This is a genomic window from Demequina sp. NBRC 110056 (genome assembly GCF_002090155.1).
In the GTDB taxonomy this organism is placed as follows: domain Bacteria; phylum Actinomycetota; class Actinomycetes; order Actinomycetales; family Demequinaceae; genus Demequina.
This window is the reverse complement of the sequence record NZ_BBRM01000002.1, coordinates 326502-350920: the sequence shown is the minus strand read 5'-3', so window position 1 is coordinate 350920 and position 24419 is coordinate 326502. Positions and strand designations below refer to the sequence as shown.

The 24419-nt window shown below is 71.4% G+C and carries 27 protein-coding genes and 7 tRNA genes; 11 read left to right on the top strand and 23 right to left on the bottom strand.

The features are described from left to right. Positions 1-42: 42 nt before the first annotated feature. From ruvB to B7K25_RS01620, 14 genes are all read right to left on the bottom strand, one after another. On the bottom strand, positions 43-1095 hold the full coding sequence (gene ruvB, locus B7K25_RS01685) for a Holliday junction branch migration DNA helicase RuvB (RefSeq protein WP_084104493.1): 1053 nt from the start codon (positions 1093-1095) through the stop codon (positions 43-45). A gap of 10 nt (positions 1096-1105) precedes the next feature. Then, on the bottom strand, positions 1106-1696 hold the full coding sequence (ruvA, locus tag B7K25_RS01680) for a Holliday junction branch migration protein RuvA (protein WP_084103619.1): 591 nt from the start codon (positions 1694-1696) through the stop codon (positions 1106-1108). Between the two features lie 341 nt (positions 1697-2037). After that, positions 2038-2592, bottom strand: a complete 555-nt coding sequence (gene ruvC, locus B7K25_RS01675) for a crossover junction endodeoxyribonuclease RuvC (RefSeq protein ID WP_084103617.1) — start codon at positions 2590-2592, stop codon at positions 2038-2040. Positions 2593-2604: 12 nt separating this feature from the next. After that, complete coding sequence (locus B7K25_RS01670; RefSeq protein WP_084103615.1) at positions 2605-3363, bottom strand: YebC/PmpR family DNA-binding transcriptional regulator; 759 nt, start codon at positions 3361-3363, stop codon at positions 2605-2607. An 88-nt stretch (positions 3364-3451) separates the two neighbouring features. Then, positions 3452-4000 (bottom strand): tetratricopeptide repeat protein, encoded by a 549-nt coding sequence (locus tag B7K25_RS01665; RefSeq protein ID WP_084104492.1) that lies wholly within the window; start codon positions 3998-4000, stop codon positions 3452-3454. A gap of 113 nt (positions 4001-4113) precedes the next feature. Next, positions 4114-4698, bottom strand: a complete 585-nt coding sequence (gene pdxT, locus B7K25_RS01660; RefSeq protein ID WP_084103613.1) for a pyridoxal 5'-phosphate synthase glutaminase subunit PdxT — start codon at positions 4696-4698, stop codon at positions 4114-4116. Then, positions 4695-5348 (bottom strand): NUDIX hydrolase, encoded by a 654-nt coding sequence (locus B7K25_RS01655; RefSeq protein ID WP_234988030.1) that lies wholly within the window; start codon positions 5346-5348, stop codon positions 4695-4697. Before B7K25_RS01655 ends, pdxT begins: the two co-directional genes overlap by 4 nt. Beyond that, positions 5338-6246, bottom strand: a complete 909-nt coding sequence (gene pdxS, locus B7K25_RS01650; protein WP_084103609.1) for a pyridoxal 5'-phosphate synthase lyase subunit PdxS — start codon at positions 6244-6246, stop codon at positions 5338-5340. Before pdxS ends, B7K25_RS01655 begins: the two co-directional genes overlap by 11 nt. Further along, on the bottom strand, positions 6243-7394 hold the full coding sequence (locus B7K25_RS01645; protein ID WP_159450083.1) for a glycosyltransferase family 4 protein: 1152 nt from the start codon (positions 7392-7394) through the stop codon (positions 6243-6245). Before B7K25_RS01645 ends, pdxS begins: the two co-directional genes overlap by 4 nt. Next, complete coding sequence (locus B7K25_RS01640; protein ID WP_084103605.1) at positions 7391-8320, bottom strand: phosphatidylinositol mannoside acyltransferase; 930 nt, start codon at positions 8318-8320, stop codon at positions 7391-7393. The genes B7K25_RS01645 and B7K25_RS01640 overlap by 4 nt, the downstream gene beginning before the upstream one ends. Beyond that, positions 8317-9231 carry a phosphatidylinositol phosphate synthase gene (gene pgsA / locus B7K25_RS14005; RefSeq protein ID WP_084103603.1) on the bottom strand — a complete coding sequence of 305 codons (915 nt, stop codon included), beginning with the start codon at positions 9229-9231 and terminating at the stop codon, positions 8317-8319. The genes B7K25_RS01640 and pgsA overlap by 4 nt, the downstream gene beginning before the upstream one ends. After that, a complete protein-coding gene (locus B7K25_RS01630; protein ID WP_084103601.1) occupies positions 9231-9782 on the bottom strand; it encodes an HIT domain-containing protein in 552 nt (183 codons plus the stop codon). The genes pgsA and B7K25_RS01630 overlap by 1 nt, the downstream gene beginning before the upstream one ends. Then, positions 9782-11773: a threonine--tRNA ligase gene (gene thrS / locus B7K25_RS01625; RefSeq protein ID WP_084103599.1), complete on the bottom strand. Its 1992-nt coding sequence runs from the start codon at positions 11771-11773 to the stop codon at positions 9782-9784. Before thrS ends, B7K25_RS01630 begins: the two co-directional genes overlap by 1 nt. A gap of 223 nt (positions 11774-11996) precedes the next feature. Beyond that, positions 11997-13196, bottom strand: coding sequence for a phosphotransferase (locus B7K25_RS01620; protein ID WP_084103597.1), 1200 nt, complete (start codon positions 13194-13196; stop codon positions 11997-11999). Positions 13197-13392: 196 nt separating this feature from the next. Between B7K25_RS01620 and B7K25_RS01615 the strand changes: the two genes are divergently transcribed. Next, complete coding sequence (locus B7K25_RS01615) at positions 13393-14094, top strand: ZIP family metal transporter (protein WP_084103595.1); 702 nt, start codon at positions 13393-13395, stop codon at positions 14092-14094. 20 nt (positions 14095-14114) lie between these two features. On the opposite strand, the gene B7K25_RS01610 is transcribed toward B7K25_RS01615, so the two are convergent. Together B7K25_RS01610 and B7K25_RS01605 are read right to left on the bottom strand one after the other, a co-directional pair. After that, positions 14115-14858, bottom strand: coding sequence for a TylF/MycF/NovP-related O-methyltransferase (locus B7K25_RS01610; protein WP_084103593.1), 744 nt, complete (start codon positions 14856-14858; stop codon positions 14115-14117). A gap of 126 nt (positions 14859-14984) precedes the next feature. Beyond that, positions 14985-15056 (bottom strand) — tRNA-Val (locus B7K25_RS01605). Between the two features lie 109 nt (positions 15057-15165). Between B7K25_RS01605 and B7K25_RS01600 the strand changes: the two genes are divergently transcribed. After that, positions 15166-16692, top strand: coding sequence for a HAMP domain-containing sensor histidine kinase (locus tag B7K25_RS01600; RefSeq protein ID WP_159450082.1), 1527 nt, complete (start codon positions 15166-15168; stop codon positions 16690-16692). Beyond that, entirely contained in the window at positions 16689-17378 is a 690-nt protein-coding gene (locus tag B7K25_RS01595; RefSeq protein WP_084103589.1) for a response regulator transcription factor, read from the top strand. Before B7K25_RS01600 ends, B7K25_RS01595 begins: the two co-directional genes overlap by 4 nt. Before the next feature lie 55 nt (positions 17379-17433). On the opposite strand, the gene B7K25_RS01590 is transcribed toward B7K25_RS01595, so the two are convergent. The 5 genes from B7K25_RS01590 to B7K25_RS01575 all read right to left on the bottom strand — a co-directional run bounded on the left by B7K25_RS01590 (position 17434) and on the right by B7K25_RS01575 (position 21327). Further along, positions 17434-17907: a hypothetical protein gene (locus tag B7K25_RS01590; RefSeq protein WP_084103587.1), complete on the bottom strand. Its 474-nt coding sequence runs from the start codon at positions 17905-17907 to the stop codon at positions 17434-17436. 174 nt (positions 17908-18081) lie between these two features. Then, positions 18082-18594 (bottom strand): hypothetical protein, encoded by a 513-nt coding sequence (locus B7K25_RS13495; protein ID WP_144018802.1) that lies wholly within the window; start codon positions 18592-18594, stop codon positions 18082-18084. Positions 18595-18773: 179 nt separating this feature from the next. Further along, positions 18774-19256, bottom strand: a complete 483-nt coding sequence (locus tag B7K25_RS13895) for a hypothetical protein (RefSeq protein WP_234988029.1) — start codon at positions 19254-19256, stop codon at positions 18774-18776. A 107-nt stretch (positions 19257-19363) separates the two neighbouring features. Then, positions 19364-20236, bottom strand: a complete 873-nt coding sequence (locus B7K25_RS01580) for an aminotransferase class IV (protein ID WP_084103583.1) — start codon at positions 20234-20236, stop codon at positions 19364-19366. Then, positions 20233-21327 (bottom strand): chorismate-binding protein, encoded by a 1095-nt coding sequence (locus B7K25_RS01575; RefSeq protein WP_084103581.1) that lies wholly within the window; start codon positions 21325-21327, stop codon positions 20233-20235. Before B7K25_RS01575 ends, B7K25_RS01580 begins: the two co-directional genes overlap by 4 nt. 114 nt (positions 21328-21441) lie before the next feature. On the opposite strand from B7K25_RS01575, the gene B7K25_RS01570 reads away from it, so the two are divergent. The 8 genes from B7K25_RS01570 to B7K25_RS01535 all read left to right on the top strand — a co-directional run bounded on the left by B7K25_RS01570 (position 21442) and on the right by B7K25_RS01535 (position 23087). Continuing rightward, a tRNA-Gly gene (locus B7K25_RS01570) sits at positions 21442-21514 on the top strand. A gap of 34 nt (positions 21515-21548) precedes the next feature. Further along, positions 21549-21619 (top strand) — tRNA-Cys (locus B7K25_RS01565). A 1-nt stretch (position 21620) separates the two neighbouring features. Continuing rightward, positions 21621-21695, top strand: a tRNA-Val gene (locus B7K25_RS01560). A gap of 127 nt (positions 21696-21822) precedes the next feature. Continuing rightward, positions 21823-22404 (top strand): dihydrofolate reductase family protein, encoded by a 582-nt coding sequence (locus tag B7K25_RS01555; protein WP_084103579.1) that lies wholly within the window; start codon positions 21823-21825, stop codon positions 22402-22404. A gap of 99 nt (positions 22405-22503) precedes the next feature. Beyond that, positions 22504-22576: transfer RNA gene (locus B7K25_RS01550), tRNA-Gly, on the top strand. A gap of 33 nt (positions 22577-22609) precedes the next feature. Beyond that, a tRNA-Cys gene (locus B7K25_RS01545) sits at positions 22610-22680 on the top strand. Position 22681: 1 nt separating this feature from the next. Then, positions 22682-22756 (top strand) — tRNA-Val (locus B7K25_RS01540). 55 nt (positions 22757-22811) lie between these two features. Beyond that, the gene (locus tag B7K25_RS01535) at positions 22812-23087 is read left to right on the top strand and encodes a PLD nuclease N-terminal domain-containing protein (protein WP_084103577.1); all 276 of its coding nucleotides are present in this window, start codon (positions 22812-22814) and stop codon (positions 23085-23087) included. On the opposite strand, the gene B7K25_RS01530 is transcribed toward B7K25_RS01535, so the two are convergent. Further along, positions 23084-23677, bottom strand: coding sequence for a DUF1684 domain-containing protein (locus B7K25_RS01530; RefSeq protein ID WP_084103575.1), 594 nt, complete (start codon positions 23675-23677; stop codon positions 23084-23086). The two genes, B7K25_RS01535 and B7K25_RS01530, sit on opposite strands and share 4 nt — an antisense overlap. A gap of 71 nt (positions 23678-23748) precedes the next feature. Beyond that, on the bottom strand, positions 23749-24345 hold the full coding sequence (locus tag B7K25_RS01525; protein ID WP_371328271.1) for a TetR/AcrR family transcriptional regulator: 597 nt from the start codon (positions 24343-24345) through the stop codon (positions 23749-23751). Between the last annotated feature and the right edge of the window lie 74 nt (positions 24346-24419).

Below are 24419 nucleotides of genomic sequence, written 5' to 3'. Positions count from 1 at the left end.
CCCCGCGATTCTAGGGCGCATCGCCGCCCAGGTCGAACCGCCTCAGTCGAACAGGCGCCGCGCCTGCTCCCCCGCCGCGGCCTCCGCAGGGGGCGTGAGCCCCAGGTGCAGCCACCCGTCCGCGGTCGCGACACGACCCCGGGGGCTGCGGCTCATGAGGCCCTCGCGCACGAGGAACGGCTCCGCCACGGTCTCCACCGTCTCGGGCTCCTCGCCCACGGACACGGCGAGCGTGGACAGGCCCACCGGACCTCCCCCGAAGCGGGTGCACAGCGCACCCAGCACTGCGCGGTCCAGGCGGTCGAGACCGCGCTCGTCGACCTCGTACACGCTCAGCGCCTCGCGAGCCGCGTGCAGGTCCGCCGTTCCGTCTCCGTGCACCTGAGCCCAATCGCGCACGCGACGCAGAAGGCGGTTGGCGATGCGCGGAGTGCCGCGCGAGCGGCCGGCGATCTCAGAGGCGGCGTCCCCGGCGACGTCGAGGCCGAGCTTGCCCGCGGAGCGCTCGATGATCGCCTGGAGCTCGTCGGGCTCGTAGAAGTCGAGGTGCGCGGTGAAGCCGAACCGGTCCCGCAGCGGTGCCGGCAACAGGCCAGCACGCGTGGTCGCGCCCACGACGGTGAACGGGGGCAGGGTGAGCGGGATCGACGTCGCGCCGGGTCCCTTGCCGACCACGACGTCGACGCGGAAGTCCTCCATGGCGAGGTACAGCATCTCCTCGGCGGGACGGGCCAGCCGGTGGATCTCGTCCAGGAACAGCACGTCGCCCTCGTCGAGCGAGCTGAGGATCGCCGCAAGGTCGCCCGCGTGCTGGATCGCGGGGCCCGAGGTGACGCGGAGAGTCGCCCCCATCTCCGCCGCCACGATCATCGCGAGCGTCGTCTTTCCCAGCCCGGGTGGTCCCGAGAGCAGGACGTGGTCGGAGACCGCTCCCCTGCTCGCCGCCGCCTTCAGCACGAGGTCGAGCTGCTCGCGCACCACCCGCTGGCCGACGAACTCGGCGAGCGATGCGGGCCGCAGCGCCGCCTCGGCCGAGCGCTCGATCGCGTCGGCGTCCGCATCGACCACGCGCTCGAACGAGCCCTCATCGAGCATCGCATCGTCCTCAGCCACGCGACGCTCCCATCGCCTGCAGCGCCGCCTTGAGGGTCGCGGGCACCTCGGACTCGGCGATGGGCGCGGTGGCGACCGCCTCGACCGCGCTCGCCGCCGCCTTCGCGTTCCATCCGAGTGCCACGAGCGCCTCCTCGACCTGGCCGCGCGCATCCGTCGTGCCGGCGGGTGCGGCCGCGTCGGGCAGCGACAGCTTCCCGCCCAGCTCGAGCAGCAGACGCGCGGCGACCTTCGCGCCGATGCCGGGCACATTCTCGAGCGCCTTGCGGTCGCCGTCGGCGACGGCACGCGACAGCGCTTCGGGAGCGTGCACCGACAGCATCGCGAGGGCAAGGCGCGGGCCCACCCCCTGGACCGACTGCAGAGCCTCGAACGCGTCGCGCTCCGACTCGGCGAGGAAGCCGAACAGCGTGAGGGACTCCTCACGCACGACGAGCGTGGTGTGGAGGCGAACCTCCTGGCGAACGCGCAGCTCAGCGAGGGTCGCCGGGGTCGACTGCACCAGCATGCCGACGCCCCCGACCTCGACCACCGTGGAGGTGCCGCGCACGGACAGGACCGTGCCGGACAGCTGTGCGATCACCGAGGGCTCCCTTCGAACATGTGTACGAACACCGTACGGGACGCCCGGAGGTCTCGAGCCTCCCGACGCGCCGATGCGCGCGACCCGTTGGTGCACGCCGCGCCACGGGCCTGCCAGCCTGCCCGCTGAACCGCGAGCATGTCGGAGCGCACGCTCAGCCGCGGGAGGGAGCGGACCTCGACCTCGGCACCGACACACGAACGCCTCAGGGCGCGGAGAGGCTCATCGCCGCGCGCCGAGCACCGCCGCGCACCTCGAACTCGTCACGGCCCGGCGAGCACTGCAGCACACGTGGAACCTCGCCACCGCCAGACGAGGCCGTCGACGTGCGCACCCATATCTCAGCCGCGCCGACGCGCGGCGCGCTCGGCCTCGGCCCAGCGCCGCTGCGCGTCCGTGGACGCGCCGGAGCCCGACGGTGCTGCTCCGCCGCGCCAGGCGTGCGCGATCGCGATGGCGAGAGCGTCCGCGGCGTCGGCCGGTCGCGGCGGCTCCGCAAGGCCGAGGATGCGCGCGACCATGAACCCCACCTGCGGCTTCGCGGCGCGGCCGTCCCCTGTGACGGCGGCCTTCACCTCCGACGGGGTGTACAGCGCCACGGGCAGACCGCGACGCTCGGCCGCGAGCATCACCACTCCCGAGATCTGCGCCGTGCCCATGACGGTCCGCACGTTGTGCTGCGCGAACACCCGCTCGAGCGCGACGGCATCGGGCCGGTGCTCGTCGAGGACGGCATCGACCGCGGCCGCCAGGCGGGCGATGCGCGCCGGCGTCGGGTCCCCCGCCGCGGACGTGGCAGCCTCGACGTGGACGAGTGCGACCTTGCGAGCGCCAGCGGCGTCGATGACACCGAGTCCGCAGCGCGTCAGGCCAGGGTCGACGCCCAGGATCCTCACGCGGGCCTCGCGCTACTCGGCCGAGGCGGCCTCGAGCACCTCGTCCGACGCGTCCATGTTCGCGAAGACGTTCTGGACGTCGTCGCAGTCCTCGAGGGCGTCGATGAGGCGCAGCATCTTGCGCGCGCCCTCCACGTCGAGATCGACCTTCATCGACGGCACCCACGCCGCCTCGGCCGACTCGTAGTCGATGCCAGCGTCCTGCAGCGCGGTGCGCACCGCGACAACGTCGGTCGCCTCGGACGTGATCTCGAACACCTCGCCGGCGTCCTCGATCTCCTCCGCGCCCGCCTCGAGGGTCGCCTCCATGAGGTCGTCCTCCGTCGCGCCGGACTCCTTCGAGACGACGACCTGGCCCTTGCGCGAGAACAGGTAGGCGACCGAACCCGGATCCGCGAGCGTGCCGTTGTTGCGCGTCAGCGCGGTGCGGACCTCCATCGCGGCGCGGTTGCGGTTGTCGGTGAGGCACTCGATGAGCATCGCGACGCCGTTAGGCCCGTAGCCCTCGTACATGATCGTCTCGTACTGCGCGCCGCCGGCATCCTCGCCGGAGCCGCGCTTGACGGCGCGGTCGATGTTGTCGTTCGGCACCGAGGACTTCTTGGCCTTCTGGATCGCGTCGAACAGCGTGGGGTTGCCGGCCGGGTCGCCACCGCCGGTACGCGCGGCGACCTCGATGTTCTTGATGAGCTTGGCGAAGAGCTTGCCTCGCTTGGCGTCGATGACCGCCTTCTTGTGCTTGGTGGTGGCCCACTTGGAGTGACCGGACACGTGTGCTCCCTCTTCGACAGACGACTGAGACTGCCGTCCAGTCTACTCAGGCGCGGCACACCGCCTCGCGCCCGCGACGCACGGCGCGCTACTGGTCGCTGCCGGCGGCATAGCGAGCCACGGCGCCGCCGTATTGGGCAAGCGTGGGGGCGAGCGTCGTGAGCGCGACCGTCACCGCCTCGTCCCCGCGTCCGAGGTCGCGCAGGACCAGCGCTCGGAAGGCCTGACCTGCCGGTGCGAGGTCCTCTCCGAGCTCGTCTCCCGCGCCGGGCGCCACCGAGTCCAGCAGCGCCAGCGCATCGGCGGGCCGTCCGACGTTGCGCAGCGAGCTCGCGAGCTGGATCACGGCCTCGTCGCGCCTTCGGCCGCTCAGCCCGGCGTCGAGCGCCTGCTCGTACAGCGGCACGGCGGCGAGCTCGTCGCCCACGTAGTCGTGCGCGGAGGCCAGCTCGAACAGGGCGGGCGCGTCGCCCGCGGGACGCTGGGCCGCGAGGGCGCGCGCACCGTCGAGCACCGCGTCGGGCTCCTCTCGCGACGCCACCTCCCAGAACGCGGCGACCTCGCGGTCCCACGCGGCGAGGATGAGCAGGGGTGCCGGCGACTGAGCCGCCGCGCGGCGCTCGGATCGGCGTCCCATGCTCGCCATCCGCCTCGCCTCCTCTGTCTGTGGTGTCGTCGACTCGGTGGTCTCGTCGACTCTCTGGTGTCGTGTTCAGTGTGCGGCCTCGCGCGTGCGCAGGCCAGGTCGCGTCAGGTCAGGTCGAGCAGTCGCCGATGCACGCGCAGCTCGTCGGAGATCTCCGGGTGGAAGGCGGTGGCGAGCCGGGCACCGTGCTGCACGGCGACCGCGTGCTCGGCGCCCTCGGCGTCCACGGCGGTCGCGAGCACCTCGACTTCCGCACCATAGGACTCGACCCACGGGGCGCGGATGAACGTCGCGCTCATGGGCGAGCCGTCCGGCAGCCAGGTGAGCGAGGCCTCCGCCGAGTCGACCTGGCGGCCGAACGCGTTGCGACGCACCGTCATGGGGATCGCCTCGAGCGTCTGCTGTCCTTCAATCCCGTCGATGAGATCCGTCGCGAGCAGGATCATCCCGGCACACGAGCCCAGCACCGGCAGCCCCGCATCGATCCGGTCGATCAGCGGCTGGCGCAGCTCGAACGCGCGCAGGAGCTTGTCGATCGTGGTCGACTCCCCGCCTGGCAGGATGATCGCGTCGACCGCGTCCAGCTCGCTCGGGCGCCTGACGAGCGTCACCCCGGCCCCCAGGCGCGTGATCGCGGCGGCGTGCTCCCGCACGTCACCCTGCAGCGCCAGCACTCCAACCGTCGTCACTCGTTCGCCTCTCCCAGGTCGATCGTTCGTCCGTCCCACCTCAGGAACGTCTGCCAGTCCCCGCGCAGTTCCGCCGGGAACACCTCGATGTCCGCGCCGGCGAGCTGCGCGTGCGTGAGCCACGTCACCTCGTCGATGGTCTCCTCCTCCGTGGAGGTCCATCGCACGTCGCTCGACACCTCGTCGTCCTCCACGCGGAGCACGAACAGCACCTCGTGCTGCACGTAGGGCCGGCTCATGAAGTCGAACAGCGCGGTGCGCTCCCACACCGGCCCCACGAGGTCCTCGGGGGCACACCGGATACCGGTCTCCTCCGCGAGCTCGCGCACGGCGGCCTCGCGTGCGCTCTCCCCCGCCTCGATGCCTCCACCCGGCGTGAACCACCACGACCGCTCGGTCTGATGGGGGTCGTGCCCGCGCAGGACGAGCATCCGTGCCTGTGCGTCGACCACGAGGACCCGGGCGCCCTCTCGGGCGATCGGCAGGACTTCGGGAACCTCGCGCCCGTCGAGCGCGGGGGCGCCCTCAGCAGGCGCCGAAGCGGGCGGGGCCGGGCGACGCTCGTCGAGGGACGAGTCGGTGACGGCCGATGCGGTGGTCACCCGCGCATCGGCCGTTCCGTCGTCAGGGGTGGCTGGGCTACCAGCCACGCTCGGCGAGGCGGTGCGGCTCGGGGACCTCGTCGACGTTGATGCCCACCATCGCCTCACCGAGTCCGCGCGAGACCTCGGCGATGACGCTCGGGTCGTCGTAGAAGGTCGTGGCCTTGACGATCGCAGCGGCGCGCGCCGCCGGGTCGCCCGACTTGAAGATGCCGGAGCCGACGAACACGCCCTCGGCACCCAGCTGCATCATCATCGCGGCGTCAGCAGGCGTCGCGATGCCGCCGGCGGTGAACGTCACGACGGGGAGCTTGCCGGTCGCGGCGACCTCCTGGACCAGGGGCAGGGGCGCCTGGAGGTCCTTGGCGGCCACGTACAGCTCGTCCTTGGGCAGCGAGGTCAGGCGCGCGATCTCAGAGCGCAGCGTGCGCATGTGGGTCGTGGCGTTCGACACGTCGCCGGTGCCGGCCTCGCCCTTGGAACGGATCATGGCCGCGCCCTCGGAGATGCGGCGCAGCGCCTCGCCCAGGTTGGTCGCGCCGCACACGAAGGGAACGGTGAACTTCCACTTGTCGATGTGGTGGGCGTAGTCGGCGGGCGTGAGGACCTCGGACTCGTCGATGTAGTCCACGCCGAGGCTCTCGAGGACCTGCGCCTCGACGAAGTGGCCGATGCGGGCCTTCGCCATCACGGGGATGGAGACGGCCTCGATGATGCCCTGGATCATGTCCGGGTCGCTCATGCGCGACACGCCGCCCTGCGCCCGGATGTCCGCGGGCACACGCTCGAGCGCCATGACCGCGACCGCGCCGGCGTCCTCGGCGATCTTCGCTTGCTCGGGGGTGACCACGTCCATGATCACGCCGCCCTTGAGCATCTCGGCCATGCCGCGCTTGACGAGGTCGGTGCCGACCTGCGGGGTGGTGCTCTCAGGGGTGTCGCTCATGCGGGGGTGTCCTTTGCGGGATGGGGGTGGAATTCTGCGTCCAGTCTAATCGCGTCGCGGTAGGTCTCCTCGATGCGAGGAGCGACCTGGCGCCAGTCAAAGGTGCCAGCGCGGCGCTGCCCTCGCGCGGCCAGCTCGCGGCGCGCGCGCGGGTCGTCGATCAGCGTCGAGACGCGAGCGGCCAGCTCGACCGAGTCGCCCACGGTGTGGAGGGCGACGCACATCTCGCCGTCCGAGTCGGTGGCCACGTCGCGGAACGCCGTGAGGCTGCTCGCGACCACCGCGGCGCCCGACGCCATCGCCTCGACCAGCACGATGCCGAAGCTCTCGCCGCCGAGGTTGGGCGCGCAGTACACGTCGACCGAGCTCATGAAGCGCGCCTTCATCCCCTCGTCGAGCTCGCCCACCACCTCGGCGCCGGCCCGCGCCGCCTTCGCGGCGATTCGGTCGGAGAACCGTCCGGCGACGAGGAAGCGCGCGCGGGGGTGCTGCCGGCGCACGTACGGGATCGCGCCCAGGAACTCGTCCAGGCCCTTGCGCGGCTCGTCCATGCGCCCGAGGATCCCGACGGTCGGGACGTGCTTGGTGCCCCGCCACTCGTCGACGGGCTCGGCCTCGACGAAGGTCGTCGTGTCGACGCCGTTGGGGATGATGTGCGTCGCGGCGACGCGCAGGTGGCGCTTGATGGTGCGGTCCGCAGAAGGCGACACGGCGATGCGCGCGTCGAGCTCCTCGTAGCCCGGCTTGATGAAGGGCTTCGCGTTGCGCATGATGCGCGAGTGCTCGTTCGAGGTGTGGAACGTCGCGACGGTGGGACCGAGCCGCGCCCACATGGCGATGACCGACAGCGACATCGTTCCCGGCTCGTGCAGGTGCACGACGTCGAAGTCCCCTTCGCGCAGCCACTTGCGCACACGCATCGCGGCGACCATCCCGAACTTGATGCGCGCGATCGAGCCGTTGTAGCGCACCGGGATCGAGCGGCCCGCGGTGGTGACGTAGTCCGGCACCTCGGTCGCGGGCGCCGCCGGCGCGAGCACGGAGACCTCGTGACCGCGAGACTGCAGGGCCTCCGCCAGGTCCATCACATGGAGCTGGACGCCGCCCGGCCGGTCGAGCGAATAGGGGCAGACGATGCCGACCCTCATGAGCTCCCGCCCGCCGACGCCCGAGCGTCCTCCGACACCCATCCGAAGCGCTGCATCATGTGCCAGTCCTCGGGATGGCCCGAGATCTGGTCCGCCATCCACGTCGCCCAGAGCTGGCTCAGGCGACCGACCCGGTCCTCGCGCTCGCCCTCCACGGTGCCCGGTTCGATGGCCTCGCCGAAGCGCAGCACGACTCCCCACGGCGACCCGGCCGCACGGCGTCGCTCCCCGCTGAGCCGCTCGTAGTGCGTGTAGACGGGCACGATCGGCACGTCGGCGGCGAGAGCAAGAGCGGCAGGGCCGGGCGCGACCTTGACCCCGTGGCCCCACATCTCCACCTCGATGCCCGAGCCTGACAGGTCACGGTCCGACAGCAGGCAGATGAGGGTGCGCTCGCGCTTGGCGATGCGGATCAGCTCCCGGAACGTCGAGCCGCCCTCGTGGCCGAGGACGTGGATCCCGACGCCCTCGCGCATCTGGACGAACTGCTCGTACATCTCCCGCGGCTTGAGGATCTCCGCGACGGCCGTGACCGGGATGATCCGCGGCGACGCGTACGCGCCGACGAGGTCCCAGTTGCCGCTGTGGGACAGGACGGCGACCACGCCCCGGTCCGTCGTCGACAGCAGGTCCTTCACGCCCTCGTAGCCCTCCATGCGCACGCGAGCGTCGACCTGGGAGGTGCTGAAGCGGTCGAGCGTGAGAGCCTCCGCGTAGTAGCGCGACACCGACTGCAGCGACTCCTTCGAGAGGGCACGCAGCGCGTCGTCCTCGAGCCCCGTGATGCGGTGAAGGTTGTCCTCCAGCCGGCGCACCGCCTTGCCGGGGCGCCGCCACGCGAACGATGCGCCCGCCGAGGCGAGCACCCTCACGGCGCCCACCGGCAGCAGTCGCGAGGCACGCCACGCGGTCAGGAGCGCATTCATCGCGTGGCCGTGTCGTCCTCGCTCGCCGCGCGCACGGCGGCGCCGTCCACCTCGGCAGAGCCAGCGCCCGGCCGCGCCTCCTCGCCCGAGCCGGAGACCGCATCGGCGCGTGCCGTGCCGCCGTGGGCGGCCTCCGAGCCGGACCCGGCGACCGCATCGGCGCGTGCCGTGCTGGCGTCGGCCTCCGACCCGGACCCGGCGACCGCATCGGCGCCTCCCACGACGGGGATCTCCGCGGTCCCCGGGCGCGACTCGGGGTGGTGCGCGAAGTCCTCGGCGTCGCGGCGGTGGTCGGTGGTGAGGTCGAAGTCCTTGCGGTTCTCACGCACGACGATCATGGTGCGCTGCACCACGGTGAAGGCGGCAGCCGCGGCGAGCAGGTAGAGGACCACGGTCAGCACCCACAGCGGCAGGCCCAGTCCCACGAACCCGGTGGCGGTCAGCCCGATCACGAGGCGGTCCGAGCGCTCGGCGATGCCGCCCTTGGCGTCGATGCCGAGCGACTCCGCCTTCGCGCGGGCGTACGGAACGAACGAGCCGAAGGTGAGGCACAGCAGCGCGGCCATCGCCGTGGCCGGGTCGTCCACGCGGAAGGTCCACACGAGCGCGCCGAAGATGGCCGCATCGGCCACGCGGTCGAGCGTCGAGTCCAGGTACGCGCCGAGCCGCGAGGTCTTGCCCGACAGGCGCGCCATGGTGCCGTCGAGCATGTCCGTCACGACGAAGAACGTGATGACCATGACGCCCCAGAACAGCATCGTCCCGCCCTGCGGGAAGAAGAAGCACGCGCCGAAGACGACGCCGATGGTGCCCACGATGGTCACGGCGTTCGGATGCACGCCGAGGCGCAGCAGCCCCTTCGCGGGCGCCGCCCACAGCTTGCCCATGAACGGGCGCAGCCAGCCGAGCATCAGCGCACCTCGTCCCAGGCGTTCGACACCTTCGACCACGTGTCGTCGAGCAGCTCCGGCAGGGCCTTGGTGCGGCCGATGATCGGCAGGAAGTTCGAGTCGCCCATCCACCGCGGCACGACGTGCTGGTGGAGGTGCTCGGATATGCCCGCTCCCCCGATCGCTCCCTGGTTCATGCCGATGTTGAAGCCCTGGGTGCCCGACACGGCGGACAGCACGCGCATCGCCTGCTGGGTCAGCACGCCCATCTCGTCGCGCTCCGCGTCCGTGGCCTCGGTGTACCAGCCGATGTGACGGTACGGGCACACCATGAGGTGGCCCGGGTTGTACGGATACAGGTTGAGCACCACGTAGCAGGTCTCGCCGCGGTGGACCACGAGCGCGTCGCGGTCGGGCATGTCGAGCTTCGCGCACAACGGGCAGTCGTGCGCGCCCTCGTAGGTCTTGCGGTCCTTGCCGTCCTCGATGTACGCCATCCGGTGCGGGGTCCACAGGCGCTCGAAGCCGTCCGGCTCCCCGCCCATGAGCTCGCCGTCGACCTGCTCGGGCATCAGACCTGTGCCTTGGTGCGCACGGCCTCGACGATGCGCGCGACCGCCTCCTCGACGGGAACCGCGTTGTCCTGGCTGCCGTCGCGGAAGCGGAACGAGACGGCGCCCGCGTCCGCGTCCTCGCCGCCGGCGATGAGCACGAAGGGGATCTTCTCCTTCGAGGCGGTGCGGATCTTCTTGGGGAACCGCTCGTCCGAGGTGTCGACCTCGACGCGGATCCCGTGCGCCTTCAACTGCCTGGCGACGTCGTCGAGGTAGTCGTTGAACGCCTCGGCCACGGGGATCGCGCGCACCTGCACCGGCGCGAGCCACACGGGGAACGCGCCGGCGTAGTGCTCGGTGAGGATCGCGAAGAAGCGCTCGATCGAGCCGAACAGGGCGCGGTGGATCATCACCGGGCGCTGGCGCGAGCCGTCGGGAGCCGTGTACTCGAGCTCGAAGCGCTCGGGCAGGTTGAAGTCGAGCTGGATGGTCGACATCTGCCAGGTGCGGCCGATCGCGTCGCGCGTCTGCACGGAGATCTTGGGTCCGTAGAACGCGGCGCCGCCCGGGTCCGGCACGAGCTCGAGCCCCGAGTCCACGGCCACCTCGCGCAGGGTCTCGGTCGCCTCCTCCCAGATCTCGTCCGAACCCACCGACTTGTCCGGGTTGCGGGTCGACAGCTCGAGGTAGAAGTCCTCGAGGCCATAATCCTTGAGCAGGCCCAGCACGAACTCGAGCGTGGTGGTGAGCTCCGCCTTCATCTGGTCGCGGCTGCAGTAGATGTGGGCATCGTCCTGCGTGAAGCCGCGCGCGCGGGTCATGCCGTGGACCACGCCCGACTTCTCGTAGCGGTACACGGTGCCGAACTCGAACAGGCGCAGCGGCAGCTCGCGGTAGGACCGCCCTCGGGAGTCGAAGACGAGGTTGTGCATGGGGCAGTTCATGGGCTTGAGGTAGTAGTCCTGGCCCTGCTTGGTGACGTTGCCGTCCGCGTCGCGCTCCTCGTCGAGGTGCATCGGCGGGTACATGCCGTCGCGGTACCAGTCGAGGTGGCCCGAGACCTCGAACAGCTGCCCCTTGGTCGCGTGGGGCGTGTAGACGAACTCGTAGCCCTCCTCGACGTGGCGCTTGCGCGAGTACTCCTCCATCTCCATGCGGATGATGCCGCCCTTGGGGTGGAAGACCGCGAGGCCCGAGCCGATCTCGTCGGGGAACGAGAACAGGTCGAGCTCGGACCCGAGCTTGCGGTGGTCGCGGCGCTCGGCCTCGGCCAGGCGCTCCTTGTACGCGGTCAGCTCCTCCTTGGTGGGCCACGCGGTGCCGTACACGCGCTGGAGCTGCGGGTTCTTCTCGGAGCCCTTCCAGTACGCGGCGGCCGAGCGCATGAGCGACCAGCCGTTCGCGATGACCTTGGTGGACGGCACGTGCGGGCCGCGGCACAGGTCGCCCCAGGCGCGGTCGCCGTTCCGGCGCACGTTGTCGTAGATGGTGATGTCGCCCTCGCCGATCTCGACGGAGGCTCCCTCCGCACCCGCGGTGTCGTGGGTCAGCAGCTCGCACTTGTAGGGCTCGTGGGAGAGCTCGGCGAGCGCCTCCTCGCGGGTCACCTCACGGCGCACGAAGGTCTGGCCCTCCTTGACGATGCGCTGCATCGCCTTCTCGAGCGCCTTGAGGTCCTGCGGGGTGAAGGGCTCGGCGACGTCGAAGTCGTAGTAGAAGCCGTTCTCGATGGGCGGGCCCACGCCAAGCTTCGCGTCGGGGTTCACCTGCTGCACCGCCTGCGCCAGCACGTGGGCGGTCGAGTGGCGCAGCACCATGAGCCCGTCCGGCTCGTCGATGGTCACGGCCTCGACGCTCGCACCGTCCGGGAGGGTGCGGGCGAGGTCCCACAGCGCGCCGTCGACACGCATGACGAGCACCTCGCGGCGCTCGCCGAAGAGGTCGGTGCCCGTCGTCGTCGACTCGACCTGTCGCTGGTCGCCGTCGACGGTCAGGTTGATGCTGGGCACCGGTGGACTCCTTCAGTGGTGGGTGGAGCGCGCACGTCGCGCGCGCGGGTCACCCGACGATGCTACCGACCCGTGCCGGGCGCGACCGCATCGACGCCGCGCGCGCGGTGCTCTGTCCTCGTCGATTCCCCGGCTTCCACCAGCGAGGCGGAACCCTTGCGCTGGCCTCAGGCACGAGCTCAGCCAGACTCCAGCGAGGGGACGACGGAGGGCCGATGCGCTCTCAGGTGAGCAGCCGGCGCTCGGCCACGCGCTCGGCCACGTCGAGCCACGCCTGGGCGTGGGCGGAGTCGTCCGTGCCCGCCGCGAGGGACAGCACGTTGGCCGCCACGCGGGCACGCAGCTCCCGCTCGTCGTGCCTCGCCGCGAAGGCCTCGTAGATGCGGGCAGCCTCGCGCGGGACGTGCGTGTAGCCCTTCGGATCGAGCTCAGGCAGCACGAGCAGGTGCGCCACCATGCACGCGCAGTCGTCGATCGCGCGGCCGGGTCCGAGGGTGTCGAGGTCGATGAGCGCGACCACCCTGCTCGGGTCGCTGGCGCTGTCGAGGTAGACGTTCGCCGGGTGGAGGTCGCCATGGGTCGGCACGGGCAGCGACGTCGGGACGCTCGCGAGCACCGCCTCGATGCGCGAGCACAGGGCCGTGACCCGCGGTCCGTCGAGCCCCTCGTCGATCGCCATGGCCGCGTACTCGGCCACGCGGTCCGCGACAGCTGGCCGGGACGTCAGCGCGAGGGCGTCATGCGGAAGGTTGTCCATGGCCTCGAGGATCATCCGGGGGTCGATCGACGCCGCATCGGACCCGTCGGGACGGTGGAGCGCGCGAGTCATCGGCACCCCCGACGCCTCCTGGACCACGACGATCCCGTCCCCGGCGTCGACCGCGAGCGGCGCGAGCTCGGTGAGCTGGTGCCGGCGCAGCATCGCCTCGGCGCGGTCCGGTCGGACGACCTTCACGTACCAGGTCCTGCGCCCGTCCTCCGCCGTCGTCTGGGCGCGCAGGACCGCACGCCGCATGGGCCGCAGCACGAGCATGTCGAGCGAGTCGATGACGATGTCTCGCCCGGTGGCCTCCGACAGCCGCGGCGCGAGCTCGTCCGGGACGGACGCCGCCGCGAGGCCCGGGAGGTAGGGATCCGATGGGTGGCGCCACACGTGGACCTCCCCCACCTCCGAGGACAGCCGCACGGCCTTGCACGCCGCTCGCTGCTCGTCGGTGAGGCTGACGGTACTCGCCACGAGGTACATGCGCTCGCCGCTCGCCACGACGTCGAAGCCGGCGGAGGTCTCGGCCCCCGGGCGGGCGTTGACGGCGTCGAGGCTCCAGCTCTCCAGCTCCGTGTGCGAGGTCGCCAGCGCGGCTGACAGGATCCCCTCAGCCTCGGGACCTGTCAGCATCATCGCTGCGGCGTGGTCGCCTCCCATGAGGCCATCACACCACGTAGAGCGCCGATGCGCGTGCACCTCGCGCCGCGCGCGTCACCGACGCGCGGCGCGGCTGCTCCCGGCCCCGGCGTCACGACGGAGCCCTAGCGGTCGCGCGGGGCGAGCGCCACAATGGGCGAGACGGGGCGTTGGCTCGCACGAGCCACCGCGGTCGCGCTCGGGCAAGGGGGGACGCATGGACGGGGTGCTCGGCGCCTTCGCAGTGGGCATCCTCGCCCAGTCCTCGCTCATCATCGCCGGCGTGCTGGTGTGCTGGGTGCGGTTCTCACGGCGCTTCATCGGTCTCGCGGCAGGCTTCGGAGCCGGAGCGCTGACGGCCGCGATCGCCTTCGACCTCGTCCCGGAGGCCGATGCGCTGAGCAACGTCGAGCTCATGCTCGGGATGGCCGCCGGCGTCGTGATCTTCCTCGTCGGCGACCGCCTGGTCGAACGCCGGTTCGGGGACAAGGGCGAGGGCAAGGCGATGGGCATCGTCGTCGGCTCCGTCGTGGACGGCGTCCCGGAGTCGGTGATCCTCGGGATCCAGATCGCCGCAGGCAACCCCGTGGGTGCCGCATTCGTGGCCGCCGTGTGGGTCTCGAACATCCCCCAGGCGATCGCGCCGTCGGCGGATCTCGCCCGCGCCGGGTGGCGCGTCGGGAGGCTCGCGTGGCTCTGGTCGCTCGTCGTGCTCGCATGCGGCGCGGCCGCGGGCTTGGGATATCTGGTCACCTCGTGGACGGGCACGGCCACCGGCGCGTGGATGGCGGCCATCGCGGCCGGCGGGCTGCTCGCCATGCTCACCGACTCGCTCATCCCGTTCGCGTACGAGAGGGCCAAGGACCTCGCGGGAGCGGCGACCGTGCTCGGATTCTGCCTCACGCTCGGGGGCTCCTGAGCCGCCTGGCTCGAACGCCGTCAGGGGTGTCGTCGCAGGGACAGGCTCTCGTCAAGGTGGCGGCGCTCGAACTCCGGGTGGGCAGCCATGAACGCGTCGGTGGCGTCGCGGGCCCCCTCGTAGGTCACGTAGTCGTCCACGACGATCACGCCGGCGGGGCTGACGTGCGGAGCGACCGCCTCCAGCACGAAGGCCACGGGGTCGTGCCAGTCGCAGTCCACGTGCACCAGGGCGAGGGGGCCGATCTCGTCCGCGAGGCGCGGCCACGTCTCCTCGAAGAGCCCTTGATGGAGGCTCACGCGGCCGCCGTCGGCGTCGACGCCATGGCGGGCGAACGAGGCGCGCACCGCGCCGAGCACGTCGTCCATGTAGCCGTAGTACTCCCCACCCCTGATGCCGCGGCTGTGGCCGCTCTCGATCACCTCGAAGCGCTGCTGCGCGTGCTCGCCGTCGCGCTCCGTCGGCGCCGGGATCATGCCGAACACGTCGAAGCCGTGCAGCGCGCGCTCGGGCGAGGCCGACGCGAGCGCGATCGAGACGCCGCCCAGCGCCACCCCGAACTCGGCGATCGCGCCCGGGACGCCGGCGGCGTCGACCTCACGCACGGCCTCCTCGAGGCGCCGGAGCTTGACCGGCGAGAGGTACGTCAGCCGCTCCCGGAGCATCGCACGCGCGACGGGGCTCAGCCGGGCGAACGCCGCCGCCTGCCGCGGCGCCTCGCGTGCGCGCCGCACGAAGGCCGTGGGCGAGTGTCCCGCGCTCATGAGACCCGACCCTAGTGCGCAGTCCCTCGCTTCGCGGGCCACACCCCTGCGGGGCGCGCCGAGGCATGCGCAGTGGCCCTCAGAAATGGAGGAGGCCCCAGGGGAACCTGGGGCCTCGCACTCGGGTGGGCGATACTGGGATCGAACCAGTGACCTCTTCCGTGTGAAGGAAGCGCGCTACCACTACGCCAATCGCCCTGAGCGGTGTCCATAGTAGCGCCTCCGGCGGACGTTCCGTGACCACTCGGTCGCGAATCATGACAGAAGTCTCATGTGCGCGAGTCTCGCCAGGTGGAAGACTGGCGCCATGAGCGAGGCCGACGTCAAGCAGGGACGACGCCCGCGCCTCATGCGCCGCCCGACGGTACGTACCGCCATCCTCGCGGCCGTGATCGCGCTCACCGGCCTCGCGCTGATCGTCTCCGGCTGGGTAGCCGCGCAGCTGCAGAGCCTGCGGGTCGACGCACGGATCGACGACGACCTCGCCGCATCGGCCGAGGAGTTTCGGGTGCTGGCGACCGTGGGCATCGACCCTGAGACGGGCGAGCCGTTCACCTCCCCCGAGGATCTCGTGCGCACGGCGATGGAGCGCATCATCCCGTCGCGCAACGAGGGCGTCCTTGGCGTGGTGGGCGGCGAGATCCGCTACACCTCGCGCGGCGCTCCCCTGCCGCTCGAGGACGACCCTGACCTCATCGCGCAGCTCGAGCCCTACGTCACGGCCGAAGAGGCGCAGTTCGTCACGATCACGACCGACGTCACCACCTACCGCGTGGCCATCGTCCCGGTGCGCACGGCGCCCGATGGGTCTCTCGCGGAGGGGCCGGACGATGCTGCGCCTGCCTTCGACTCCGTCGCATCGCTCGTCATGGCCTACGACGTCGACGCTGAGCGCGCCGAGTTCAACGAGGTGTTCGTCATCTATGCCTGGGTCGGCGCGGCGGCACTCCTCGTCGTGGCGGTCGTCGGATGGGTGGTCTCGGGGCGCCTGCTGCGGCCCGTGCGCGTCCTGGCCGACACCGCGCGGCGCATCGGCCGAGAGGACCTCGCCGAGCGCATCCCGGTCACCGGGAGCGACGACCTCGCGAACATGACCTCGTCCGTCAACGAGATGCTTGACCGGATCGAGATCGCATTCGACTCCCAGTCGCGCCTCGTCGGCGACGTCAGCCACGAGCTGCGCACGCCGCTCACCATCGTGCGCGGCCACCTCGAGCTGATGGACGCCGACGATCCCGCGGATGCGCGCGAGGTCCGCGCCCTCGTCCTCGATGAGGTCGCGCGCATGAATCGGGTCGTGTCGGACCTGTCGACGCTGGCTGCCGTCGAGCGCCCGGACTTCGTGCGCCGCGACGAGCTCGACCTCGGCACGCTCACCGACGACGTCTTCGACAAGGCCGTCGCGCTGGGCCACCGAGAGTGGGAGCTCGACGAGCGCGCGACGGGCAGCGCCGACATCGATCGAGAACGACTCACCCAAGCCTGGCTCCAGCTGGTCGCGAACGCGGTGAAGTTCACGCAACCCGGGACCCGGATCTCGCTCGGCTCCGCAATCTCGGCTGGCCGCGCCCGGATCTGGGTCACCGACGCCGGACCCGGCGTTCCCGAGGCGGACCACGAGCGCATCTTCGAGCGCTTCGAGCGCGCTGGACAGAATACGGTTCCCGGCTCCGGCCTCGGACTGACCATCGTGCGCGCGATCGCCCAGGCCCATGGAGGAGACGTCGCAGTCTCCTCGACGCTTGGCGAGGGCGCGACCTTCACCGTCGACTTCCCCGCACATCTTCCGCCGACGCATCCCGTCGACCAGGACCACCCCCAGGAGGCACCGTGACCCAGATCCTGATCGTCGAGGACGAGGAGCGCATCGCATCGTTCGTCTCGAAGGGCCTGAAGGCGGCGGGCTATGCGACCCTCACGGCCGCGACGGCCCGCGACGGCTTCGACGCGGCCATCGTCGCTCAGCCCGACCTCATCATCCTGGACCTGGGGCTCCCGGACGAGGACGGCATGGAGTTGCTCGCCCGCTTGCGCGGCTCGGGTGTGGGCGTTCCCGTCATCATCCTCACCGCACGCCGGTCGCTCGACGACACCGTCGCGGGGCTCGAGGGTGGGGCCGACGACTACATGGCGAAGCCCTTCGGGTTCGACGAGCTCCTCGCACGCGTCCGCCTGCGCCTCAAGGCGGACGACTCGGGCACTCCGACGATCATCGAGCAGGGACCGCTCTCGCTCGACCTGCACGGCCACCGTATGACCGTGGACGGCAAGGAGGTCGAGCTCTCGGCGCGCGAGTTCGCGCTCGCGGAGACGCTCATGCGCCACCCCCGTCAGGCGCTGACGCGCGAGCAGCTGCTCTCTCAGGTCTGGGGCTACGACTTCGATCCCGGTTCGAATGTGGTCGACGTGTACGTGCGCTACCTGCGCGCCAAGATCGGCGCGGGCCGCATCCAGACCGTGCGAGGCGTCGGCTATCGCCTGGTGCCCGAGGCGCCGAGGCTCCCGGGAGCGGAAGCTTGAGCCGCACGCACCTCGACGCCTGCTGACTGTTGCGCTGCGTCTCCCCGGTGTGGCGTCAGTCCGCCGATGCAGCCGATGCAGGGCTTGCCTGACTGACGGCGCTCACCGGAGACGCGACGCTCAGCGGTGCCGCCGGCGGAGCGGCGGGTGCGCTCGCAGCCGAAGGGGCGCTCGCGGCTGGCGCGCGCGGTGCCGCGGGCTGCTGTTGCCCGCCGGCACCAGGCGCCGAGGCGACGGAGGGCGGCGTGGCGGCGGACACGACGCTCACCTTCGGCTGCACGGCGCTCGGCTGCGGTGCGCTCACAGCGCTGACCGCGGTCACGACGCTGATGGCGACCGGCGACACCGCCGCGCCTGGGTCGACCACGTTCGCATCGCCTGCGCCGCCGACGCCATTCAGGTCGGCGTCGATCTCGATGCTCGGGCCGAGGTCTGCCTCGGCGTCGCTCGCCGCGGTGAAGGCGACGACGGCGCCCACGCCGACGATCCCCAGCGCGCCCGTGGCGGTCCACCAGCCGTTGCGATCCATGCCTCGCTCCTGACCTTGCTGTCGACGACGCCGCTGGCGCGGCCTCGATCCCTTCGCGCCAGTCTCACCACCGCGCATGAGAGTTCGAGGAGACCCCGATGAGACTCGTGGCCCTCAGAGATGCCGCGGCCGCCCCACCGTGAGGCGAGGCGGCGCGAGCGGTACGGCGCGAGCTCAGCCTGCGGAGCGAACGGACGGCGCGGAGACCGGCGACTTGGGGCTCACGGGCGACTTGGGCGTCACGGGCGACTTGGGGCTGACCGGCGACTTGGGCGTCACCGGGGACTTGATGCTCACCGGCGACTGCGCCGAGTAGACGGGCGCGGCGGGCTTCGAGGTCTTCGCCGGCGTGGTCGCCTTGGACTCGGTCGACTTGTTGGGCGTCTCCTTCGCCGTCGTCGACGTCGCGGGAGCCGCCGCCGACTGGACCGAGAGGACCGTCTTCACGGAGACCACGGTCTTCGCGCTGACCGGCGTCACCGCGGTGACCACGGACGAGGGGGTGAAGGTCGAGCTGACCTTCACGATCGCCTCCTGCGTCGCGGCGGGCGAGGTCGCCTGGTCGAGCTCGACCCCGGGGCCAGCGTTGCGGTTCGTGGCGGTGCCGGTGTCGGCGAGCGCGACGGTGCCGCCGATGGCGATGATGCCGAGGGCTCCGGTCACGGTCCACATGGTGCGCTTGTTCATGGTCTGTCTTCCATCCTTTGAGAGGTGCTGTGGCGGGAACTGATGACTACTCTCCTGGCCTTCTGTGAGGCGAACAGGAGAACCGCATGAGAGTGCTCTCATGCAGGGGCACGGGGTCGTCTCCGCGACGCAGGACGGCCGCCTCGCGTGCTGGCGAGACGGCCGTCGAGGCGCTGGTGTCAGTCCGCGGAGCCAGCCGAGGGCGCCGATGCTGCGGACGCTGCGGAGCGCGCGCTCGCGGGCGATGCCGGGCTCGCGGGCGACTTGGGGCTCACCGGCGTCTTGGGGGACGCGGGCGACTTGGCGCTGACCGGCGACTTTGCGCTCACCGGCGACTTGACGCTCACTGGCGACTTCGCACTCACGGGTGATTGCGGGCTCACTGGCGACTTCGCGCTCACCGGCGACTGCGGGCTCACTGGCGACTGCGGCGTGGTGGGCGACGCCGTGCTCACGGGCGACGGTGGCGTGACCACCGAGGACGGGCTGAACGTCGAGCTGACGTTGACGACTGTCGCGTCCGTTGCCGGGCGTCCGTCGAGCTCGACGCCCGGTCCGGCCGTCCTCTCGGTGTCGCGCCCGGCGTCTGCCAGGGCGACGGTGCCGCCGATCGCGATGATGCCGAGGGCCCCGGTCACGGTCCACATGGTGCGCTTGTTCATGATTGCCTCTCCCCTTCCGGCGCTCGCCTTGAGCGCCTAGGAACCACGCTCGGGGCGCGGGGTGAGACAGGGAGGAGAGCGTCGTGAGACTGCTCTCATCGACGTGGTCAGCGGCGGCTCGGCACCGCGGGATCCGGGTTGCGCTCGGCTGCGAGCTCGTAGGCCGCGCTGACCTTGCGCAGCAGCTGCCCGGCCGCGAGGTCGTGCCCGTCGAGGTTCGACACGTGCTGCACCCCACGGGTCGAGGAGGACACCGCAAGGTGCGCCTCACCGGCGATGATCTCGTCGAGGACGCTCATGGGGAGCTCTCCCGGAGCCGCGACGCGCATGGGGATCGCGGCTCGCACACCCCACTCGAGGGCGAGCCCTCGCGTGATGCCGGCGAGGCAGCCCGACGCGAGCGGAGGCGTCAGCACCTCACCGCCTCGTTCGACGAACACGTTGGTCGCGGTCCCCTCGCACAGGTTGCCGTAGGTGTTGGCGAGGATCGCCTCGTCCGCGCCCTTCGACCGGGCGAACTCGACCATGACGGCGTTCTCCGCGTACGAGGTCGACTTGACGCCTGCGAGGGCAGATCGCTCGTTGCGCTTCCACGGGGCTCGCACGGCGCGACACCCCCGAGGCTTCGGGGCGTCCACGCCCGTGACCACGAGCGTCCGGGGCCCCTCCCCGCGCGCCGAGCCCATCGGCCCGTCGCCCGACGTCAGCGTGACGCGCACGCGAGTCACCGCGCCACCACCGGCCTCGAGCACCGCAGCGACGCCATCGCGCACAGCGGCGCCGTCAGGCGCGGCGAGCCCGATGCGGTCGGCGGAGTACGCGAGCCGCGCGAGGTGGCGGCTGAGCGCGAAGGGCGTGCCGTCCCTGACAGCGATGGTCTCGAACACGCCATCACCCACGGTGAAGCCATGGTCTGTCGCCGCGACCACCGGTTCCCCCGGCTCCCGCAACGTCCCCCCAGCCCAGACGATCGGATTCATGGCTGCATCATTTCAGTGGATGCCAGGGCAATCAACCGACTCGCCTTGAGTTCGGTCTCCTCCCACTCCCCCTCCGGCACGGACCCCCAGGTGATGCCTGCGCCCGTCCCGAAGTGCAGCGTGTCCGACTTCCACCAGAACGTCCTGATGCCCACGGCGAGCTCGGCTCGGCGCGCGTCGGCGTCGATCCACCCGATGGCGCCGCAGTACGGGCCGCGTTGTGCGGCCTCCTCGTGGGCGATGATCCTCAGCGCAGCGGACTTGGGGGCGCCGGACACCGAGCCCGGCGGAAAGGTCCCGTCGAACAGCGCCGGCCACATAGCGGCCGTCCACCGGTGATCGGCGCCCAGACGTACCGTCACCGTCGACTGCAGATGGGTCAGCCCCGGGTGGGCGTGCTCGCCCAGCAGCTCAGGTACGGCCACCGTGCCGGGGTCTGCCACATGGGAGAGATCGTTGCGCACGAGGTCGGTGATCATGACGTTCTCGGCGAGGTCCTTGTCGAGCATCGCCACGCCGGGTGCGGCCGTTCCCTTGATGGGGCTGGAGGTCACCGCGCCGTCATCGACTTCGAGGTAGAGCTCGGGCGACGCCGACACGATCCACGTGCCCGGGGCCTGCGCGCCGCCCGCGCCGGCCGGGATCACGATCCGCGAGGCGTAGCGCGCCGGGTTGCCGATCGCGAGCCGCTCGCTCAGGGCCACGGCATCCGGCCCGGGCCCCTCCGCCACCAACGGCGCGCTGAGCACGCGGCAGAGGTTCACCTGGTAGACCTCGCCATCGCGGATGTCGGCCCTGATGGCCTCCACCCCAGCGAGGTACTCGCCTCTCGACATCGAGGAGGTCCATGCCGACGGCTGCGGTCCCACCCATGGCCGGCCACTCGCCCGGGGCGCCGCCGGCGTCGCCGTGACCTCCGCCATCCGCCACGCGTCGACGCGCCCATCAAAGTCGCCGACCACCACCCAGAACCCGCCTTCGGCGAGCCGGTGCCCGTCGCGCCGGGCGTCGATGTGCTCCTCCACGCCGCTCGCGCTCAGCCCGCGGAACTCGGCGCTGCCGAGGAGGTCCGACGGGGGGTGCGATGACATGGCTCCACGGTAGTGGGCCCCGCGCCGACCTCCCGAGAGCGCCCCGACCCCGTTTTGTGTCCCCGGCTCGGATGGGCTAGAGTTCCTATCTCGTCAGGGCATCAGCCCCGACACGCGGACGTGGCTCAGTTGGTAGAGCATCACCTTGCCAAGGTGAGGGTCGCGGGTTCGAGTCCCGTCGTCCGCTCGTAGGTTCCTTGCCAACCTCAGTTGGCGACCACGGTGGGTTGGCCGAGAGGCGAGGCAGCGGCCTGCAAAGCCGTATACACGGGTTCGAATCCCGTACCCACCTCGGGCGATTGGCGCAGCGGTAGCGCGCTTCCCTGACACGGAAGAGGTCACTGGTTCGATCCCAGTATCGCCCACCACCGAGGCCCCGACGGAGTTCTCCGCCGGGGCCTTCGTCATCCCACGACCCAGCGAGCCGGACCACGCGCGGTGGGCATATGCTCCGAGGACAGCGGCGCCACCGCCGCGCGTGTCCGAGGAGCGGCCATGAGCCACGTCGTCATGTATGCCACGGTGTCGCTCGACGGCTTCATCGCCGATGCCGCGGACCAGCCCGGCCCTCTCTTCGACTGGCTCGTCGAGGGCGACGTGCCGCTCGACGACAGCGGCGTGCTGCGAGTCTCCCAGGCGTCGTACGACCACACTCGGGCGTATTGGGACAGCATCGGGGTGACCGTGGTCGGGCGGCGCAGCTTCGACCTCGCCGACGGCTTCGGAGGCGATCCTCCGAGCGGCGTCGAGCACGTGGTCGTCGTCACCCATCGCCCGCCTCCCGAGGACTGGGATCCCGCTGCCCCGTTCCGCTTCGTCGACGGGGTCGACGCCGCCGTGGCCGCAGCCAAGGACCTGGCAGGCGACCGCGTCGTGGAGATCTCCGCGGGACACGTCGGGGGCCAGGCCCTCGCGGCCGGGCTCGTCGACGAGGTGCGCATGGACGTCGCTCCCGTGGTGCTCGGCACCGGGCGGCGCTACTTCGGCACCATCGCCGAGCCGAGGCTGATGGACGGCCCGCACACCGTGGTCCAGGGCCAACGGGTGCTGCACCTGTCGTACCGGGTGCGCCGCTGACGACGGCCGGCGTCCCGGGCGACTCGCGGCGTCGATGGCGGGTCGGCCGCCAGGAATCGGCTATCATCTTCTACGGCCCAAGACGCAAGCACGGGCCATGCGGACGTGGCTCAGTTGGTAGAGCATCACCTTGCCAAGGTGAGGGTCGCGGGTTCGAGTCCCGTCGTCCGCTCGGAGCGCCAAAGCCGGCAGGCCGCGGCACTACGGTGGAGTGGCCGAGAGGCGAGGCAGCGGCCTGCAAAGCCGTATACACGGGTTCGAATCCCGTCTCCACCTCGGGCGATTGGCGCAGCGGTAGCGCGCTTCCCTGACACGGAAGAGGTCACTGGTTCGATCCCAGTATCGCCCACCACACGAGAGCCGTCCCGAGGGACGGCTCTCGGCGTCTTCGCCACTACCCTCGAGGCATGCGCATCGACCCCATGACCGTCGTCCCCGCGAGCTACGACGCGGTGTGGGGGTTCGTGGCCCTCGCCCTCGTCGCCATCACCGTCGCGGCGGTCGTGTCGGAGCTGCGACACTCCTCCGTGCTCAGCGGTCGCGTGCTGGCCGTCTGGCTCGTGATCACGATCGTGTTCCCGCCGTTGGGTGCCATCGTGTGGTTCCTGGCGGGCCGTCCGACGGCACGCCGTGACCTCGCCGCCAGCGCCGCGCAGACGGATCCGCCGCAGCTCGATCGCTAGTCGAGGGCGACGTACCGCTCCCCCGCCTCGACCGCTGCGGTGAGGGTGTTCCCGGGGCCCGGGAGCGGGCACACCCAGTCGCTCGAGTAGGCGCACGAGGGCTGGTAGGCGAAGTTCAGGTCGACCACCAAGGCGTCTCTGGCCCCGCCAAGGTCGGCGCCCTTCACGGTGTCCAGCACGTACCTGCCGCCTCCGTACGACGTCGGCGAGGCGTCGCGCAGGGGCAGGAACACGCCCCCGCCGTAGGAGTCCAGCCACCAGACGTCGAGCCCTCCGAGCTCGGGAAGCTCCACACGGCCGATGCGCTCGAAGGGGACCACGCCGTCCGTGGGGGTCGGCACCTCGCGCCGCTCGGGCTCGGCGGCCGTGACGGGCACGACGAACCGGTACTCCGGGTCGTACGGCGCGTACTGGGCGCCGAATCCTTCCCGATGCTCGGGCGGCACCGGCGACGCCGGGTGCTTCACGAGGAGACGATCGCGCCCCATGACCCACAGCCGATGCGCTCGCTCGGGCCGCTCCTGCGCCCTCACCTCGGCGTAGAGCGCGTCGACGCGCGCCCTCCAGTCACGTACGTCCCAGGAGTCCATGGCCGGTGCAACCGCGGCGCGCTCGCCGCGATTCCTTCCACTCGCCGGTAGGCACGCCAACGTCGAGTCGCTCAGTGCGCCTCGGTGGCGTTCACGAGCGCCGCGACCCCGGCCTCGAGCTCGCGCGCGACGCCTCGGGCGTCGCCGCTCACGTACCCCTCGACGAGCGCTCCGTCGCGCAGCATCATGATGCGCCGCGCCGTCGACGAGGCGCCGGCCTCCGGCACGCCGCGCTCCGTCAGGGCTGTAGCGATCGTCGAGATCATCCAGTCGCGGAACCGCGTCACCACCGCCCGTACGGGGCTGGTCGGGTCGGGGTACTCTGCCGCCGCGTTGATGAATGGGCAGCCGCGGAAGCCCGGCCGGCAGATCTCGTCGGCGAGCGCCTGGCCGAGCGTCTCCCGCGATCCGTCGTCGCGCGCCTGGGCCACCGCGTCCTGGACACGTGCGAGCTCGTGCTCGAGGTAGGCGACCACGAGGTCGTCCTTCGTCGGGAAGTGGCGGTAGAACGTCACCTTCGACACGCCGGCCTCGTCCATCACCCTGTCGGCGCTCACCGCGCGGATGCCGTCCGCCGTGAACCGAGCCACCGCGACCGTGAGGATGGCCGCACGAGCCCGCCCGCGCATCGGCGCTGCAGCGGCACTCTCCTCAGTCCTCACCGTCATCACCTCCGCAGGAATGTTCTCGAGCCTACGTCGGTTCACGTAGACGACCTAGTCAACAAGAGAGAGCTGGAGCG